The following is a 15,892-nucleotide window of genomic DNA, read 5'->3' on the forward strand; positions in this document are numbered from 1 at the left end:
GCCCGCTCCGGCGGGCCTCCTGTTGTTCTCAGTCCTCCCGCAGCGCCTTGGCCGCCGTGCCGTCGCCGGTCACCTCGACGCGGCCGGCCCGCACCGCCTCCCGCAGGCCGACCTCACCGCGGCCGAGAGCCGCGCACGTCACGGCGTCCAGCACGAGCCGGGCGTCGGACGGGCCGGGGGCGGGTCCGTCGCCGTACAGGGGCTCGCCCTCCTGCTCGGCGCGGGCGCCGGCGTGCAGGTGGAACGTACCCTCCTCCAGGCCGACTTCGACGACCCCCTCCGTCACCCCGGCCTCCCGCAGGGCCCGCAGCAGGGGCAGCGCGAACCAGTGCGCGCGCACCGCGTCCGTCGGCCGCCGCTCCCCCAGTTCACCCGCGCCCCACGCCCCGAGCGCCTCCAGCACCGGCAGCAGGGCCCGCCCCCGCGCGGTGAGTTCGTAGACGTACGCCGCGCCGGGCGGGGGCAGCCGGCGCCGGGTCGCCAGTCCGTCGCGCTCCATGTCCTTGAGCCTCGATGCGAGCACGTCCGTGCTGACCCCGGGCAGGTCGGCGTGCAGGTCGGTGTAGCGCCGGGGACCGGCGAGGAGCTCCCGGACGATCAGCAGGGTCCAGCGGTCGCCGACGGCGTCGAGCGCGCGGGCGGCGGAACAGTACTGGTCGTAGCTACGGCGAGGACGCGGTGACATGCGACGCAGTCTAGACAAGTTGTTGGACTTTCCAAGCTGCTACTTGGTAAAACCAAGCAACACCAGATTCCGGAGGGGAAGCCGCGCATGGAGTTCCGGCAGTCGAACAAGCTCAGCGAGGTCTGTTACGAGATCCGCGGCCCGGTGATCGAGCACGCCGACGCGCTGGAGGAGGCAGGGCACAGCGTCCTGCGCCTCAACACCGGCAACCCGGCCCTCTTCGGCTTCGAGGCGCCGGAGGAGATCGTCCAGGACATGATCCGGATGCTGCCGCGGGCGCACGGCTACACGGACTCGCGCGGCGTCCTCTCCGCCCGCCGGGCCGTCGCCCAGCGCTACCAGGCGCTCGGCCTGGAGGTGGACGTGGACGACGTCTACCTGGGCAACGGCGTCTCCGAACTGATCTCCATGGCCGTACAGGCCCTGCTCGAGGACGGTGACGAGGTGCTGATCCCCGCCCCCGACTTCCCCCTCTGGACGGCGGTGACCACCCTCGCGGGCGGCAGGGCGGTGCACTACCTCTGCGACGAGCAGGCGGAGTGGTACCCGGACCTGGCCGACATGGAGTCGAAGATCACCGACCGCACCAAGGCGGTCGTCGTCATCAACCCCAACAACCCCACCGGCGCCGTCTATCCCAAGGAGATCGTCGAGGGCATCCTCGACCTCGCCCGGCGCCACGGCCTGATGGTCCTCGCCGACGAGATCTACGACCAGATCCTGTACGACGACGCCGTGCACCACTCGGCCGCCGCCCTCGCCCCCGACCTGGTGGTGCTGACCTTCTGCGGGCTGTCCAAGACCTACCGGGTGGCGGGCTTCCGCTCCGGCTGGCTGGTGGTGACGGGGCCGAAGCAGCACGCGAAGGACTACCTGGAGGGCCTGACCATGCTGGCCTCCATGCGGCTGTGCGCCAACGCGCCCGCCCAGTACGCCATCCAGGCCGCGCTCGGCGGTCGGCAGTCCATCCGCGAGCTGACCGCACCGGGCGGCAGGCTGCGCGAACAGCGGGACGTGGCCTGGGAGAAGCTGAACGAGATCCCCGGCGTCACGTGCGTGAAGCCCAAGGGCGCGCTGTACGCGTTCCCGCGGATCGACCCGGCCGTCCACCGGATCCACGACGACGAGCGCTTCGTCCTGGACCTGCTGCTCCGCGAGAAGATCCAGGTCGTCCAGGGCACGGGCTTCAACTGGCCCTCCCCCGACCACTTCCGCATCCTGACCCTGCCCCACGCGGACGACCTGGAGGCGGCGATCGGCCGGATCGGGCGCTTCCTGAGCGGGTACCGGCAGTGACCGGGGGCCGCCCCTCGACCGGGGCGGCCGGAAACCCCTCCCGCCGCGACCCGCGGGTGTGATGGTGTGAGGGCTCGCATCGACTCGACCGGAGGGACCGCACGGCGTGGCCGTCATCCATCGCACAACGCTCAAGCCGACCAAAGTCGAACTGCTCGCCTCCTGGCTGCCCTCCCGCCCGTGGTACCGCGGTGGCCCGGACGCACCGGAGCTGACCAGGGCCGGCGGCTTCCGGCTGGACGACCCGGCCGGCGAGGTGGGCATCGAGTTCATGGTGGTCACCGACGTCTCCGGGGCCGCCTACTTCGTCCCGCTCACCTATCGCGGTGCCCCGCTCGACGAGGCCGGGCACGCGCTCGTCGGCACCGCGGAGCACGGCGTACTGGGGAAGCGCTGGGTCTACGACGGCTGCCACGACCCCGTGCTGGCAGCCCAGTTGCTGGCCCTCGCGGAAGGCCGGGCGCAGGCCCAGGCCCAGAACACCAGCGACACCCCCGACCAGGACGTCGTCGTCGCCCGCGACGGTACGGGCTCCCTCTTCCCGGAGTTCACGGACTTCTCGGACTTCCCCGTGACCGACGACGAGGACGGCACCGGACTGACCGCTCCCGGCGGCGCGGTCCTCCGTCTGCACCGGGGCCTGCGGCCCGCCCCGGACGGCCCGTCCGCCGCTCCGCCGGGGGCGGCCGGCCACATCACCGGCTCCTGGCAGGCTCCGGACGGCACCCGCGTCCGGGGCGTGTTCGCCGTCTTCGGCTCCGGCAGCCGGGCGTAGTCCCGGGCGTCCGCTACGGCCGCCCCCGGCCGCTGCCGGGGGCGGCCGTAGCCTGGGGGGTATGGGTGATCTTTTTCTGGTCCGGCACGGCGAGACCGAGTGGTCGCGGTCCGGGCGGCACACCGGGCTGACGGACGTCCCGCTGACCGAGAAGGGGCGGGAGCAGGCGCGGAGCCTGGTGCCGTTGATCCGGTCGCACCGGATCGGGGCGGCCTTCGTCAGCCCCTTCCAGCGGGCCCGGGAGACGGCCGAGCTGATCGGGCTGCACGAGGTGCGGATCGAGCCGGACCTGCACGAGTGGGACTACGGCGGCTACGAGGGGATCACGACCGTCGAGATCCACCGGAGCCGGCCGGACTGGTTCCTGTTCACGGACGGGGTCGCGCCCGGGCCGCCCGACCACCCCGGGGAGACGCCCGAGCAGGTGGGCGAGCGGGCCGACCGGGTGCTGGCCACGGTGGAGGCGGCCTTCGCCAACACCGAGGGGTGCGTGGTGCTGGTGGCGCACGGGCACTTCCTGCGGGTGCTGACCGCCCGGCACCTGGGCCTTCCGCCCGCGCAGGGGGCGCTGTTCCAGCTGGGCACGGGCACGCTGTGCCGCCTGGGCACCGAGCACGGGCGGCCGGTGGTCGCCGCCTGGAATGTCAGACCTCCGGCGTAGCCTGCGAAGGCAGGACCGCGCGGGACCGCGCGGAGGGAGGAGGGACGCCGTGGCACTGTCGCCCACCGCCGCGCAGCGGCGTGTCATCGACGCCGCCGATCCCGTCACCGGGCGCCTGAGGGGTACCGAGACGCAGCTCGCAGCGCTGGTGAAGCGGGGGCTCGCCTTCCGTCATCCGCGGCCCCCGCACGACCACTTCCTCACCCCGGCCGGGCACCGGATACGGGACGCCGCCGACGCGCCCGAGAAGCCGGAGGCGCCGGGGCCCGCCACCGCCCCGGCGGACGGGGGCGTGTTCGCCGCGCGGGTCGGCGGGGAGGAGGCCGCCCCGGGCGCCTCGGGGCCCGCCCGGCTGCGGGAGGTGCGCGGAGCCTGGCAGGGGCTGCTGGAGCTGCGCCGGATGACGCACCCCGACGGCAGCACGGACCGGCCGTGCGCCTGGGAGCGGTCGCACCTCGTGCGGGCGGCCGCGCTCGCCCTGGAGGCCGCCGGGCACCGTCCGGCGGGCCCGGGGGGCGAGGACGGGTACCGGGTGCGGGCGACGCCGCAGCCCGAGGCCGTCGCCGTCCACGAGCCGAACGGCACCGCGCTGCGGGGCTGCGCGGCGACGCTTGAGCGGGCGGGCTGGCAGGTCGGTGAGCACACCGAGCCGCGCACGCGGGTCCGTTACCTGCTGGCCTCCCCGCGGAAGGTGTGACGCCCGCGTGTCAGGATCGGTCCGTCCGTCCGTGTGCGAAGAGAGGCAGCAGCCGTGAGCGAACCGTTCTCCGTCCCCGTGACCGTCCGCGGGTACGAGACCGACACCCAGGGCCACCTGAACCAGTCCGTGTACCTGAACTACGCGGAGCACGCCCGCTGGTCGCTGCTCCAGGCGGCCGGTATCCGGCAGGCCGAGCTGGTCGCCGGCGGGGTCGGGCCGGTGGCCCTGGAGACGACCGTCCGGTACCGGCGGGAGCTGCTCGCCGGTGACGAGGTCACGGTGAGCTGCGCGTTCGAGTGGGGCGAGGGCAAGACCTTCCGGATCCGGCAGGTCGTCACCAAGGCCGACGGCACCGTCGCCGCCGAGATCGACGCCGTCGGCGGACTGATGGACCTGACCGAGCGCCGGCTGGTGCCGGACCCGAGGCAGCGCTTCAGGAAACTGGCGGCGGACCCGGAGCTGTTCGGCCTGTAGCACCGGCGCGGCCGGGCGGGCCGGCCCGACGCCGGGGGCCGGCGCCTCCGGTCAGAGGTGCCGGCCCCAGCCCACAGCGCACAGGCGGGTCACTTCATCGCCGCGCTCCGGGACGCCTCGGTGATCTCGTCTCCCGCCTCCATCGGGTGGGTGACGTCCTCGGCGTCGCGCTCCTTGCCGCCGATGTGGTTGAAGACCAGGTTGAGCAGGACGGCGGCCACGCAGCCGGTCGAGATGCCGGAGTCGAGGATGATCCGCGCGTTCTCCGGGAACGAGTGGTAGAACTCCGGCGCCGCGATCGGGATGATGCCGACGGCCAGGGAGACCGCCACGATCAGGACGTTGTTGTCCTTGTCCAGGCTCGCCCTGACCAGGGTCTGGATGCCGCTGGCCGCGACCGAGCCGAAGAGGACGACGCCGGCGCCGCCGAGGACCGGGCGGGGGACGACCGCGATGAGCGAGGCGGCCATCGGGCACAGGCCCATCAGGACCAGGAAGCCGCCGCCCGCCGCGACGACGTAGCGGCTGCGGATCTTCGTCATCGCGACCAGGCCGATGTTCTGGGCGAAGGCGCTGCACATGAAGCCGTTGAAGAACGGGCTGAGGGCGGAGCCGAGGGTGTCGGCGCGCAGGCCGGCCGCGATGGTCTTCTCGTCGGCCGGGCGCTCCACGATCTCGCCGAGGGCGAGCATGTCGGCCGTGGACTCGGTCATCGAGACCACCATCACCACGCACATCGACAGGATCGCGGCGACCTGGAACTGGGGGGCGCCGAAGTAGAACGGCGTGGGGAAGCCGACGACGTCCGCGTCCGCGACCGGGCCGAAGTCCGTGACGCCGAACGGGATGGCGATGAGCGTGCCCGCGACCAGGCCGAGCAGTACGGCGATCTGCTTGACGAAGCCGCGGGTGAAGCGGCGCAGCAGCAGGACGATGACGAGGGTGATGGCGGCCAGGCCCAGGTTGGTCGCCGAGCCGTAGTCGTCCGCCGTGGGGGCGGGACCCTGCGCCCAGCCGAAGGCGACGGGCAGCAGGGATATGCCGATCAGGGTGATGACGGTGCCGGTGACGACCGGCGGGAAGAAGCGGATCGCCTTGCAGAAGACGGGGGCGGCGAGGAAACCGAGGAGTCCGGCGACGATGACCGCGCCGAAGATGATCGGCAGCGCGTCGGACTTGTCGTCGGTGGAGGCGACGACCGCCGTCATGGGGGCGACGCCGGCGAAGGTGACGCCGTTGACGAACGGCAGCCGGGCGCCGATCTTCCAGATGCCGAGCGTCTGGAGGAAGGTGGCGAGGCCGGCGGTGAACAGGCAGGCACCGGTGAGGAAGGTCAGCTCGGTGGCGCTCAGGCCGATGGCCGCGCCGACGATCAGGGGCGGGGCGACGACCCCGGCGTACATGGCGGCCACGTGTTGCAGGCCGGTCGTCGCCATCTTCAGCGGCGGGAGTTTCTCGTCTACAGGGTGGTCGGCCACGGCGGCGTTCCTCCGGTCGGTTACACGTCGGCTCTGACGCGGGTGTCTTGGAGGTGGTGCGGGACTGGTGGTCGTGCGGGACCGGAACGGACCGTTCGGGGAAACGGGTGACCTATCCGGGGCGTGCGCGCAGGGGCGCACGCCCCGGAGTCGGTCGCCGTGGACCCCGCTCGGGTCCACGGCTACCGGCCGGGAGCCGTCCCTCCTGGCCGGAGATCAAAGGGTGTTCTCCTGTACGGCGTTCAGCCCCGTGCGGTGAGCTGCGCCAGGCGTCGCGCCTCGTCCCGGGTGGAGCGGGCGACGGCGTCCTCGTCGACGGTGAGCAGCCTGCCGTCCTCGACGATCCGGCGGCCGTTCACGAAGGACGCCGTGACCGGGGCGGCGGCGCCGAAGACCAGGGCGGTCACCGGGTCGGCGATCGAGGAGTGCGCGAGGGTGTCCATCCGCCACAGCACCAGGTCGGCGAGCTTGCCCGCCTCCAGGGAGCCGGTCTCGGCGGCCCGGCCGAGGACCCGGGCGCCTCCGTGGGTGCCGAGGCGCAGCGCCTTGCGGGCGTCGAGCGCGGCCTCGCGGTGGGCGCCGAGCCGGTTGATGAGCAGGGCGTTGCGCAGTTCGGTGTGGAGTTCACCGGACTCGTTGGATGCGGTGCCGTCGACGCCGAGGCCGACCGGGACGCCCGCGGCGAGCATGTCGGGCACCCGGGCGATCCCGGCGGCCAGGCGGGCGTTGGAGGAGGGGCAGTGGGCGACGCCGGTGCCGGTGCGGGCGAAGGCGGCGATGTCGGAGTCGTTCATGTGGACGCAGTGCGCCATCCACACGTCCTCGCCGAGCCAGCCCGTGGACTCGAAGTAGTCGGTGGGGCCCATGCCGAACAGCTCGTGGCAGAACTTCTCCTCCTCCACGGTCTCCGAGCCGTGGGTGTGCAGCCGCACGCCGAGCCGGCGGGCCAGCTCCGCGCCTTGCCGCATCAGCTCGGTGGAGACGGAGAAGGGGGAGCAGGGGGCCACCGCGATCTGCGTCATCGCGTCGAAGGAGGGGTCGTGGTGCTCGCGCACCGTGTCCTCGGTGGCGGCGAGGGCGCCGTCCAGGCTCTCGACCGCGAAGTCCGGCGGCAGCCCGCCGTCGGACTCACCGCGGTCCATGGAGCCGCGGGCGAGGGTGAAGCGGACGCCCGTGTCGCGGGCGGCGCGGATGATCGCGCCGGACAGGTCGCCGGCGCCGCGCGGGTGGATGTAGTGGTGGTCCGCGGCGGTGGTGACGCCGCCGCGGGCCATCATCGCCAGCGACCCCTGGGCCGCCGCGTAGGCCATCGGCTCGTCGATGCGCGCCCACGTCGGGTACAGGGCGACCAGCCAGTCGAACAGGTTGTGGTCGGTGGCCAGGCCCCGGGTGAGCCACTGGTAGAAGTGGTGGTGGGTGTTGACCAGCCCGGGCGTGACCAGGTGTCCGGTCGCGTCGATCCGGCCGACGACGTTCTCCAGGCCCTCGGGGGCCCGGCCGGCGCCGACGGACTCGATCCGGTTGCCCGCGATCACGACGTGACCGAAGGCGTACTCGGTGTCGTCCGCGTCCACGGTGGCGATAGCGGCGTTCTCGATGACGGTGCGCTCGGCTGCCGATGCTGCTGCCATGCTGCTTCCTCGTCTTTCAGTGCGGCCCACGGGCGGGGAGTCGGATGCCCACGGGGAGGGCACGGCAGGACCCTAGGAGGATTCGAGTGCCGGAGCGGTGCTGCGGCTCCGGGTGCCGAGATGGTGAAAGAACAGGTTCAGCGAGACCGCGACGATCGCTCCCGCGCTGATTCCGGAGCCGAGCACGGTCTGGGCCCAGGCGGGAAATCCGGCGTAGAAGGTGGGCGCGGCCAGCGGGATGATGCCCGCGCCCAGCGCCACCGCGACCAGGATGATGTTGGAGCTGTCGTCGAGCCCGGCCTCGGAGAGCGTACGGATGCCGCTGACGGCGATCGAGCCGAAGAGCACGATGCCCGCGCCGCCGAGGACCGGCATGGGCACGAGGGAGACGACCGCGCCGAGGACCGGGAAGGCGCCGAGGACGAGCAGGGTGGCGCCGGCGACGGCGACGACGTAGCGGCTGCGCACCCGGGTCAGGGAGACGACGCCGACGTTCTGGGCGAAGGCCGAGGTGGGGAAGCCGCCGAAGACGGGGCCGACCAGGGTGGCGAGACCGTCGGTGCGCAGGCCGCGGGTGATGACCTTGGCGTCGGCGCGGCGGTCGCAGATCTCGCCGAGGGCGAGCATCCCGGCGCTGGACTCGGTCATCAGGACCAGCATCACGATGCACAGCGACAGGACGGCCGCGGGCTGGAACTCGGGGGCGCCGAAGGCGAAGGGGGTGGGCAGGGCGGCGACCGGCGCGGACTTCAGGGCGTCGAAGTCGGCCATGCCGAAGGGGATGGCGGCCAGCGTGCCGATCAGCAGGCCGAAGAGCAGGGCGACCTGCTTGACGAAGCCTTTGCCGAAGCGCTGGATGACCAGGATGACGGCGAGGGTGAAGGCGGCGAGCGCGAGGTTGCGCATCGAGCCGAAGCCGGCGGCGGTCTCGTCGCCGCCCTGCGCCCAGCCGACCGGGACCGGCATCAGCGTGACGCCGATGAGGGTGATGACGACACCCGTGACCAGGGGCGGGAAGAAGCGCAGCAGTCGGCCGAAGAACGGGCCGACGGCGAGGCAGAAGACGCCGGCGACCATCACAGCGCCGTAGACGGCGGGGAGTTGGCTGCCCTTGGCGTTGGTCTCGACGATGGCGAGGATGGGCGCGATGCCGGCCGAGGAGGCGGCGTTGACGAACGGCAGGCGGTTGCCGACGAAGCCCTTGACGCCGAGGGTCTGGAGCAGGGTGGCGACGCCCGCGATGAGCAGGCTCGCGGCGATCAGCCGGGTGCGGCCCTCGATGTCGAGTCCGACGGCCTGGCCGATGATGAGCGGAGGAGTGACGACACCGGCGTACATGGCGGCGATGTGCTGGAGCGCGGCGGGAACGAGCCGCGAGGGGTGGAGCTTCTCGTCCACCGGATGCACGGACGTGACGGCGTCCTCGGTGTGCTCCGGCGAGGTGGAATCCAGGCCTTTGGCGGGCCCTTTCGCAGGCAGTGCCATGGTGTTTCCTCCGGTGTGGCGCGCCCCCGGGTCCTGGTGGACGGCCGGGGGCGCGCTTTCCGCGTCAGAGGTTGGTCATGTCGACCGGGATGAGTTGCTCGGCGCCGTCGCGCAGGATGGTGGCCTCGATCAGGCCGTACGGGCGGTCGGCGGCGTAGTACACGGCGCCGTCCTTGGCCTCGTTGTCGATCCCGAAGGGCGACAGGTCCGAGCGGAAGTGGTGCTTGTTGGGCATCGAGAAGCGGATCTCGTCCACCTCGTCGCGCGAGTTGAGCACCCGCACGCCCATCTCGAAGAGGGTCTGCTGGAGTGAGTACGAGTACGTCTCAGCGAACGCCTGGAGCGCGTGCTTGCGCACCCCGTTGTACGAGCGGTCCCAGTCCGGGGCGTGCGAGTCGACGCCGTCCCAGTTGTGCCGCCACCAGGTGGAGACGGTGGTGGCGAGGATCCGGTCGTAGTCCTCCTTGAGGGTCGTGTACTTGTCCTTCAGGTAGCCGAAGAACTCGGAGTTGGTCGAGTTCAGGACGGTGAGGTCCTTGAAGCCGGAGAGCACCTGGATGCCGTGGCCGTCGTAGGTGATCTGCGCGACGCGGGTCTCCTGGCCGGTGCGGACGAAGGAGTGGGCGATCTCCTCCGAGCCGACGAAGCGGGCGCCGCCCTTGGAGGTCTCGATCCGCTCCCAGCCGAACTCCTCGATGCGGATGCGGGCCCGGTGGATCGGCTCGTTGTTGTCCACGAAGTGGCGGGCGAGCTTCACGCCGAGGTCCTCGGCGCTCTCGATGCCGTGCTCCTTGGCGAAGGCGAACACCGTGTTCTTGGTGGTGTCGGTCGGCAGGACGTTGGCGTTGGAACCGCTGCGGTGGACGTCCTCCATGTCGCCGGACAGGGCGACGGAGACGTTCAGGTCCTTGATGTGGTGCGTGTCGCCGTCACGCGTGATCTTGACGACGCGGTTCTCTGCCTTGCCGTACTGGTTCTGTCCCAGGACGAAACGGGTCATGATTCGGTCAGCTCCCTCGGTAAACGGAGTAGCCGAACGGGTTGAGCAGCAGCGGAACGTGGTAGTGCTCGCCGGGCACCACCGCGAAGGTGATGGTGACCTCGGGGAAGAACACGGGCCGGCCGTTCTCGCTGTCCCGGAGCGCGGGGGCGTCCTGCTGGGCCGCGGCTTGTTTCTTGGCGAAGTACGTCTCGGTGTCGAAGTCGAGCCGTACGTGGGTGGTGCCCTCCGGCAGGGCCGGGAGGTCCTTGCACCGGCCGTCGGCGTCGGTCGCGGAGCCGCCGAGCGCCTGCCAGTCCGCTTCACGGCCCGTGCGGGCGGAGAGGTGGACGGCGACGTCCCCGGCGGGGCGGCCGGCGCTGGTGTCCAGGATGTGCGTGGACACGGAGGCGGTGGTGCTGGTGCTCATGGTCGGGCGTCCTGTTCGACGAGTCGGTTCAGGCGGATACGGTTGATCTTCCCCAGTTCGGTGCGGACGATCTCCCGTTCCTGCTCGGGCGAGTTGCCGATCCGCTCCTTGACGGCGTCCCGCATCTGCTCGCCGGTCCGGCCGGTGGCGCAGATGAGGAAGACGTGGCCGAACTTCTCCTGGTAGGCCAGGTTCAGTTCGAGCATCTCCGCCTTGAGCTCCTCGGCGGCGCCGGCCATGCCCGCCTGTTCGCGGGACGAGGTCGGGTCGCCCGGCTTGGGGCGGCCGATCGGCGGATGCCCGGCCATCGCCTCCGCGAGGTCCTCGGCGGTCAGCTCGGCCATGGCGGCGTCGCTGGCGGCGTACAGGTCCTCGGCGGTGGTGAAGGGGCGGGCGGCGAGCAGGTGCCGGGCCCACGCCGTGGAGGCGCACGCCTCGTGGAGTTCGGCGTGTGCCGCGGACTCCTCAAGGGTGTTGAGGCGGGCCAGGCCCGACGCGGAAGTGGACGTCACGGGAGCCTCCGTGGCCTTGTGCTGAGCGGGCGTGCCGATAGCTAACGCCCTCGGAAACAAGCCGTCAACACTTTGTTGAAAATTCGGGGTCAGAAAAGCCGCCGCCCGGTGACCGGACGGCGGCGGGGAGCGTGCGGGAACCTTGCAGGTCAGGCGCCCTTCTCCCGGTTGAGGTAGTTGTACACGGTGAAACGGCTGACGCCGAGCGCGCTCGCCACGGTCTCCACGCCGTGTCGCACGGCGAAGGCGCCACGCGCCTCCAGGGCCCGGACGACCTCCTGCTTGGTCCGGCGGTCCAGGTCGGCCAGCGGCCTGCCCCGGCGGCGCTCCATGGCGGCCAGGATGTGGTCCAGGGAGTCGGCGAGCTGGGGCAGGCGTACGGCGACGACGTCGGTGCCCTCCCAGGACAGCACGACGTCCTCCAGGCCGGCCTCGTCCGGCGGCAGCATCTCGCCGCCCATGGCGTCGACCAGGGGCTTGACGGCCGCGATGAACGGCTCCTCGGCCGGGCCGGTCACCGCTCGCCCTCCCCGTCGGCGCGGTCCCCTTCGCCGTCCTCCCCGACCACGTTGACCTGGAGCGAGATCCGGGTGGCGCCCGCCTCCAGGGAGCGACGCAGCAGCGCGTCCACCGCGGTGAGCACCCGGTCGGCGCCGCCCTCGGCGGTGTTGCCGAAGGGGCCGACGTCGACCGCGTCCAGCTCGGCCGCCTCGACGACCTCCCGGGCCACCACCGCGTGGGCGGGCGCCTCGTCCAGGTCGAAGGGCTCGGTCGTGAACTCCACTCTCAATCGCACCCGGTCAACCTAACGCGGGGTGACCGCAATGCGCCGCCCCCTCTTGACAAGTGCGACACCTCCCCGGCAATCTTCCATTAAGCAGAAACGAACTTCCGTAATACGGAAACATCATCGAGCGGAAGGGAGCGCGGCACCCGATGGGATTCGCAGACCAGCGCTTCAACGTCAACCTGTCGATCCTCTACACGGAACTCCCGCTCCTGGAGCGTCCCGCGGCCGCCGCCGCGGCCGGCTTCACCGCGGTCGAGCTGTGGTGGCCCTGGATCGACTCGCCCACCCCCGAGCAGTCCGAGCTCGACGCCCTGAAGGCGGCCATCGAGGACGCGGGCGTCCAGCTCACCGGCCTGAACTTCTACGCCGGACAGCTGCCCGGTCCCCACCGGGGCGCGCTGTCCGTCCCCGGCGAGGAGTCGGAGCGCTTCCGCGCCAACATCGACGTGGCCGCCGACTTCGCCCGGTCGCTGGGCTGCACGGCCCTCAACGCCCTGTACGGCAACCGCGTCGAGGGCGTGGACCCGGCCGAGCAGGACGCGCTCGCGCTGGAGAACCTGGTCCTGGCCGCCCGCGCGGCCGACCGGATCGGCGCGGTCCTGCTGATCGAGGCGCTCAACAAGCCCGAGTCGCCGCTGTACCCGCTGGTGTCGGCGCCGGCCGCCATCGCGGTCGTGGACAAGGTCAACGAGGCCACCGGGCTCGGCAACGCCAAGTTCCTCATGGACCTGTACCACCTGTCCATGAACGGCGAGGACCTGCCGCAGGTGATCGACGCGTACGCCGCGAAGACCGGCCACGTCCAGATCGCCGACAACCCGGGCCGCGGCGCCCCCGGCACCGGCTCCCTCCCGCTGGAGGAGCTGCTCGACCGCCTGGCGAAGGCCGGATACGACGGCTGGGTCGGCCTGGAGTACAAGCCCGGCGACAACCCCAGCGCCCAGTCCTTCGCGTGGCTGCCGGCCGAGGCCCGCGCGGCCCGCTGAGCACCCGCGGAACTTTTCAGAGATTGCCAGAGAGGTACCCATCATGAGCACACTCCCCAAGGTCGCCTGGGTCGGTCTCGGCATCATGGGCTCGCCCATGTCCGAGAACCTGATCAAGGCGGGTTACCAGGTCACCGGCTTCACGCTGGAGCAGGAGAAGCTGGACCGGCTGTCCGCCGCCGGCGGCACCGCGGCCGGCTCGATCGCCGAGGCCGTCCGCGACGCCGACGTGATCGTCACCATGGTGCCCGCGTCCCCGCAGGTCGAGGCCATCGCCTACGGCCCCGAGGGCATCCTGGAGAACGCGAAGTCCGGCGCCCTGCTGGTCGACATGTCCTCGATCACCCCGCAGACCTCCGTGGACCTGGCGAAGGCCGCCAAGGACAAGGGCGTCCGCGTCCTGGACGCCCCGGTCTCCGGCGGCGAGGCCGGCGCGATCGAGGCCGTGCTGTCCATCATGGTCGGCGGTGAGCAGGCCGACTTCGACGAGGCCAAGCCGCTCCTGGAGGCGCTCGGCAAGACCATCGTGCTGTGCGGTCCGCACGGCTCGGGCCAGACCGTGAAGGCCGCGAACCAGCTGATCGTCGCCGTGAACATCCAGGCGTGCGCCGAGGCCGTAGTCTTCCTGGAGAAGTCCGGCGTGGACCTGAAGGCCGCCCTGGACGTCCTCAACGGCGGTCTGGCCGGCTCGACCGTGCTGACGCGGAAGAAGGACAACTTCCTGGACCGCGACTTCAAGCCGGGCTTCCGCATCGACCTGCACCACAAGGACATGGGCATCGTCACCGACGCCGCCCGCAACGTCGGTGCCGCGCTGCCGGTGGGCGCCGTGGTGGCCCAGCTGGTCGCGTCGCTGCGCGCCCAGGGCGACGGCGGCCTGGACCACTCGGCCCTGCTGCGGGCCGTGGAGCGCCTCTCCGGCGCCCAGGTGTGACCGTCCTGACGGTCCGCACCGCATGAGACCTCCGGGCGGCGCCGCCGCTGACACCTGTCATGTCGCGCCCGAGCGGCGGCGCCGCCCGGAACCCACTTCAACAAACTGTTGACGTGCCCTTGCCCCAAATCTAAGCTCCACAAAGCGGAAACAAGTTTCCGCTGCACCCCTCGCATGGAAGGCCCACGATGTCGCAGCGCGTGCTCACCACCGAGTCCGGCGCCCCGGTCGCCGACAACCAGAACTCCGCTTCCGCCGGCATCGGCGGCCCGCTCCTGATCCAGGACCAGCACCTCATCGAGAAGCTCGCCCGCTTCAACCGCGAGCGCATCCCGGAGCGCGTGGTGCACGCCCGCGGCTCCGGCGCCTACGGCCACTTCGAGGTGACCGACGACGTCACCGGCTTCACGCACGCCGACTTCCTGAACACGGTCGGCAAGCGCACCGAGGTCTTCCTGCGCTTCTCCACCGTGGCCGACTCCCTCGGCGGCGCGGACGCGGTGCGCGACCCGCGCGGCTTCGCGGTGAAGTTCTACACCGAGGAGGGCAACTACGACCTCGTCGGCAACAACACCCCGGTGTTCTTCATCAAGGACCCGATCAAGTTCCCCGACTTCATCCACTCGCAGAAGCGCGACCCGTTCACGGGCCGCCAGGAGCCGGACAACGTCTTCGACTTCTGGGCGCACTCGCCCGAGGCGACGCACCAGGTGACCTGGCTGATGGGCGACCGCGGCATCCCGGCGTCCTACCGCCACATGGACGGCTTCGGCTCGCACACCTACCAGTGGACGAACGCCAAGGGCGAGTCCTTCTTCGTCAAGTACCACTTCAAGACGGACCAGGGCATCCGCTGCCTGACCGCCGACGAGGCCGCCAAGCTCGCGGGCGAGGACCCCACCTCGCACCAGACGGACCTGGTGCAGGCCATCGAGCGGGGCGTGTACCCGTCCTGGACGCTGCACGTGCAGCTGATGCCGGTGGCCGAGGCGGCGAACTACCGCTTCAACCCGTTCGACGTGACCAAGGTGTGGCCGCACGCCGACTACCCGCTGCGCCGCGTGGGCCGCCTGGTGCTCGACCGCAACCCGGACAACGTCTTCGCGGAGGTCGAGCAGGCCGCGTTCTCCCCGAACAACTTCGTCCCGGGCATCGGCCCCTCCCCCGACAAGATGCTCCAGGGCCGCCTGTTCGCCTACGCGGACGCGCACCGCTACCGCCTGGGCGTCAACCACACCCAGCTCGCGGTGAACGCCCCGAAGGCCGTGGCCGGCGGCGCCGCCAACTACGGCCGCGACGGTCTGATGGCGGCCAACTCCCAGGGCCGCCACGCCAAGAACTACGAGCCGAACTCCTACGACGGCCCGGTGGAGACCGGCCGCCCGCTGGCCGCCGCGCTCCCGGTGTCCGGCCACACCGGCACCCACGAGGCGCCGCTGCACACCAAGGACGACCCCTTCGTGCAGGCCGGTGCGCTGTACCGGCTGATGAGCGAGGACGAGAAGCAGCGGCTGGTCGCGAACATCGCCGGCGGCCTGTCCCAGGTCTCCCGCAACGACGTGGTCGAGAAGAACCTCGCGCACTTCCACGCCGCCGACCCGGAGTACGGCAAGCGCGTGGAGGAGGCGGTCCGCGCCCTGCGCGAGGACTGACCCACCGGCTCGCGCACGGAACCCGGCGGGGAGGCCGGGCCGTGTGCGCGGCCCGCGCAGGCACCGAAGCGGCCCGGATGAGGGGTGACCGCCAGGTGCCGGCGCGGGCAGGGCGAGGACCGCGGCGGCCTGCGAGCCAGTGCGGTGGTGAAGGGCACGGACGTTTCTCCTACGACCTGAGGGGAGGAACCGTTCCGGCCCGTCGCACCGCCGCGGTCCCAGCCACTCGCCTCTCCTCCCGAGAGGCCCCACGACCCCGTCCGGCGGCGCGAACGACCTGTCGCGCCCAGCCTCGCGCCGCCGGACGGATTCCACGTGAAGAACCTTCACCGGCCGAGAAGCGGGGGGGGGGGGGGGGGGGGGGGGGGGGGGGGGGGGGGGGGGCGGGGCGGGGGGGGGGGGGCCGGGGGGGCGGGGGGGGGGC

17 protein-coding genes are annotated in these 15,892 nt (G+C 71.9%); 8 read left to right on the forward strand and 9 right to left on the reverse strand.

Annotated elements, in window-relative coordinates; translation table 11 throughout:
• Positions 1 to 28: 28 nt before the first annotated feature.
• Positions 29 to 685, reverse strand: a complete 657-nt coding sequence (locus ACIBCJ_RS15305) for a helix-turn-helix domain-containing protein (protein WP_362093102.1) — start codon at positions 683 to 685, stop codon at positions 29 to 31.
• Positions 686 to 772: 87 nt separating this feature from the next.
• Between ACIBCJ_RS15305 and ACIBCJ_RS15310 the strand changes: the two genes are divergently transcribed.
• From ACIBCJ_RS15310 to ACIBCJ_RS15330, 5 genes are all read left to right on the forward strand, one after another.
• On the forward strand, positions 773 to 1,981 hold the full coding sequence (locus ACIBCJ_RS15310; protein ID WP_133886170.1) for a pyridoxal phosphate-dependent aminotransferase: 1,209 nt from the start codon (positions 773 to 775) through the stop codon (positions 1,979 to 1,981).
• A 106-nt stretch (positions 1,982 to 2,087) separates the two neighbouring features.
• A complete protein-coding gene (locus ACIBCJ_RS15315; protein WP_365978266.1) occupies positions 2,088 to 2,756 on the forward strand; it encodes a 1,4-alpha-glucan branching protein in 669 nt (222 codons plus the stop codon).
• Positions 2,757 to 2,817: 61 nt separating this feature from the next.
• Entirely contained in the window at positions 2,818 to 3,417 is a 600-nt protein-coding gene (locus tag ACIBCJ_RS15320; protein WP_362093095.1) for a histidine phosphatase family protein, read from the forward strand.
• Between the two features lie 49 nt (positions 3,418 to 3,466).
• Positions 3,467 to 4,114, forward strand: coding sequence for a hypothetical protein (locus ACIBCJ_RS15325; RefSeq protein ID WP_365978267.1), 648 nt, complete (start codon positions 3,467 to 3,469; stop codon positions 4,112 to 4,114).
• A gap of 54 nt (positions 4,115 to 4,168) precedes the next feature.
• Entirely contained in the window at positions 4,169 to 4,591 is a 423-nt protein-coding gene (locus tag ACIBCJ_RS15330) for an acyl-CoA thioesterase (protein ID WP_362093088.1), read from the forward strand.
• An 89-nt stretch (positions 4,592 to 4,680) separates the two neighbouring features.
• Here the strand turns inward: ACIBCJ_RS15330 and ACIBCJ_RS15335 are convergent, their stop codons facing one another.
• From ACIBCJ_RS15335 to ACIBCJ_RS15370, 8 genes are all read right to left on the reverse strand, one after another.
• Positions 4,681 to 6,069 (reverse strand): nucleobase:cation symporter-2 family protein, encoded by a 1,389-nt coding sequence (locus tag ACIBCJ_RS15335; protein ID WP_365978268.1) that lies wholly within the window; start codon positions 6,067 to 6,069, stop codon positions 4,681 to 4,683.
• Between the two features lie 242 nt (positions 6,070 to 6,311).
• Entirely contained in the window at positions 6,312 to 7,700 is a 1,389-nt protein-coding gene (locus ACIBCJ_RS15340; protein WP_362093082.1) for an 8-oxoguanine deaminase, read from the reverse strand.
• Positions 7,701 to 7,772: 72 nt separating this feature from the next.
• Positions 7,773 to 9,185, reverse strand: a complete 1,413-nt coding sequence (locus tag ACIBCJ_RS15345) for a nucleobase:cation symporter-2 family protein (RefSeq protein WP_362093079.1) — start codon at positions 9,183 to 9,185, stop codon at positions 7,773 to 7,775.
• Between the two features lie 64 nt (positions 9,186 to 9,249).
• A complete protein-coding gene (pucL, locus tag ACIBCJ_RS15350; protein WP_362093076.1) occupies positions 9,250 to 10,185 on the reverse strand; it encodes a factor-independent urate hydroxylase in 936 nt (311 codons plus the stop codon).
• Positions 10,186 to 10,192: 7 nt separating this feature from the next.
• Positions 10,193 to 10,594, reverse strand: coding sequence for a hydroxyisourate hydrolase (uraH, locus tag ACIBCJ_RS15355; protein WP_362093073.1), 402 nt, complete (start codon positions 10,592 to 10,594; stop codon positions 10,193 to 10,195).
• Positions 10,591 to 11,106, reverse strand: a complete 516-nt coding sequence (gene uraD, locus ACIBCJ_RS15360) for a 2-oxo-4-hydroxy-4-carboxy-5-ureidoimidazoline decarboxylase (RefSeq protein ID WP_362093069.1) — start codon at positions 11,104 to 11,106, stop codon at positions 10,591 to 10,593. Before uraD ends, uraH begins: the two co-directional genes overlap by 4 nt.
• Before the next feature lie 149 nt (positions 11,107 to 11,255).
• Positions 11,256 to 11,624, reverse strand: a complete 369-nt coding sequence (locus ACIBCJ_RS15365; protein ID WP_362093066.1) for a helix-turn-helix domain-containing protein — start codon at positions 11,622 to 11,624, stop codon at positions 11,256 to 11,258.
• Positions 11,621 to 11,902, reverse strand: a complete 282-nt coding sequence (locus ACIBCJ_RS15370) for a hypothetical protein (protein WP_362093063.1) — start codon at positions 11,900 to 11,902, stop codon at positions 11,621 to 11,623. The genes ACIBCJ_RS15365 and ACIBCJ_RS15370 overlap by 4 nt, the downstream gene beginning before the upstream one ends.
• Before the next feature lie 140 nt (positions 11,903 to 12,042).
• On the opposite strand from ACIBCJ_RS15370, the gene ACIBCJ_RS15375 reads away from it, so the two are divergent.
• The 3 genes from ACIBCJ_RS15375 to ACIBCJ_RS15385 all read left to right on the forward strand — a co-directional run bounded on the left by ACIBCJ_RS15375 (position 12,043) and on the right by ACIBCJ_RS15385 (position 15,468).
• Positions 12,043 to 12,882 (forward strand): TIM barrel protein, encoded by an 840-nt coding sequence (locus ACIBCJ_RS15375; RefSeq protein WP_365978269.1) that lies wholly within the window; start codon positions 12,043 to 12,045, stop codon positions 12,880 to 12,882.
• 43 nt (positions 12,883 to 12,925) lie between these two features.
• Complete coding sequence (locus ACIBCJ_RS15380; RefSeq protein ID WP_362093058.1) at positions 12,926 to 13,816, forward strand: 2-hydroxy-3-oxopropionate reductase; 891 nt, start codon at positions 12,926 to 12,928, stop codon at positions 13,814 to 13,816.
• A 188-nt stretch (positions 13,817 to 14,004) separates the two neighbouring features.
• Positions 14,005 to 15,468: a catalase gene (locus tag ACIBCJ_RS15385; protein ID WP_365978270.1), complete on the forward strand. Its 1,464-nt coding sequence runs from the start codon at positions 14,005 to 14,007 to the stop codon at positions 15,466 to 15,468.
• The last annotated feature ends 424 nt before the right edge of the window (positions 15,469 to 15,892 follow it).

The organism is Streptomyces sp. NPDC051136 (genome assembly GCF_044455745.1).
Classification (GTDB): domain Bacteria; phylum Actinomycetota; class Actinomycetes; order Streptomycetales; family Streptomycetaceae; genus Streptomyces.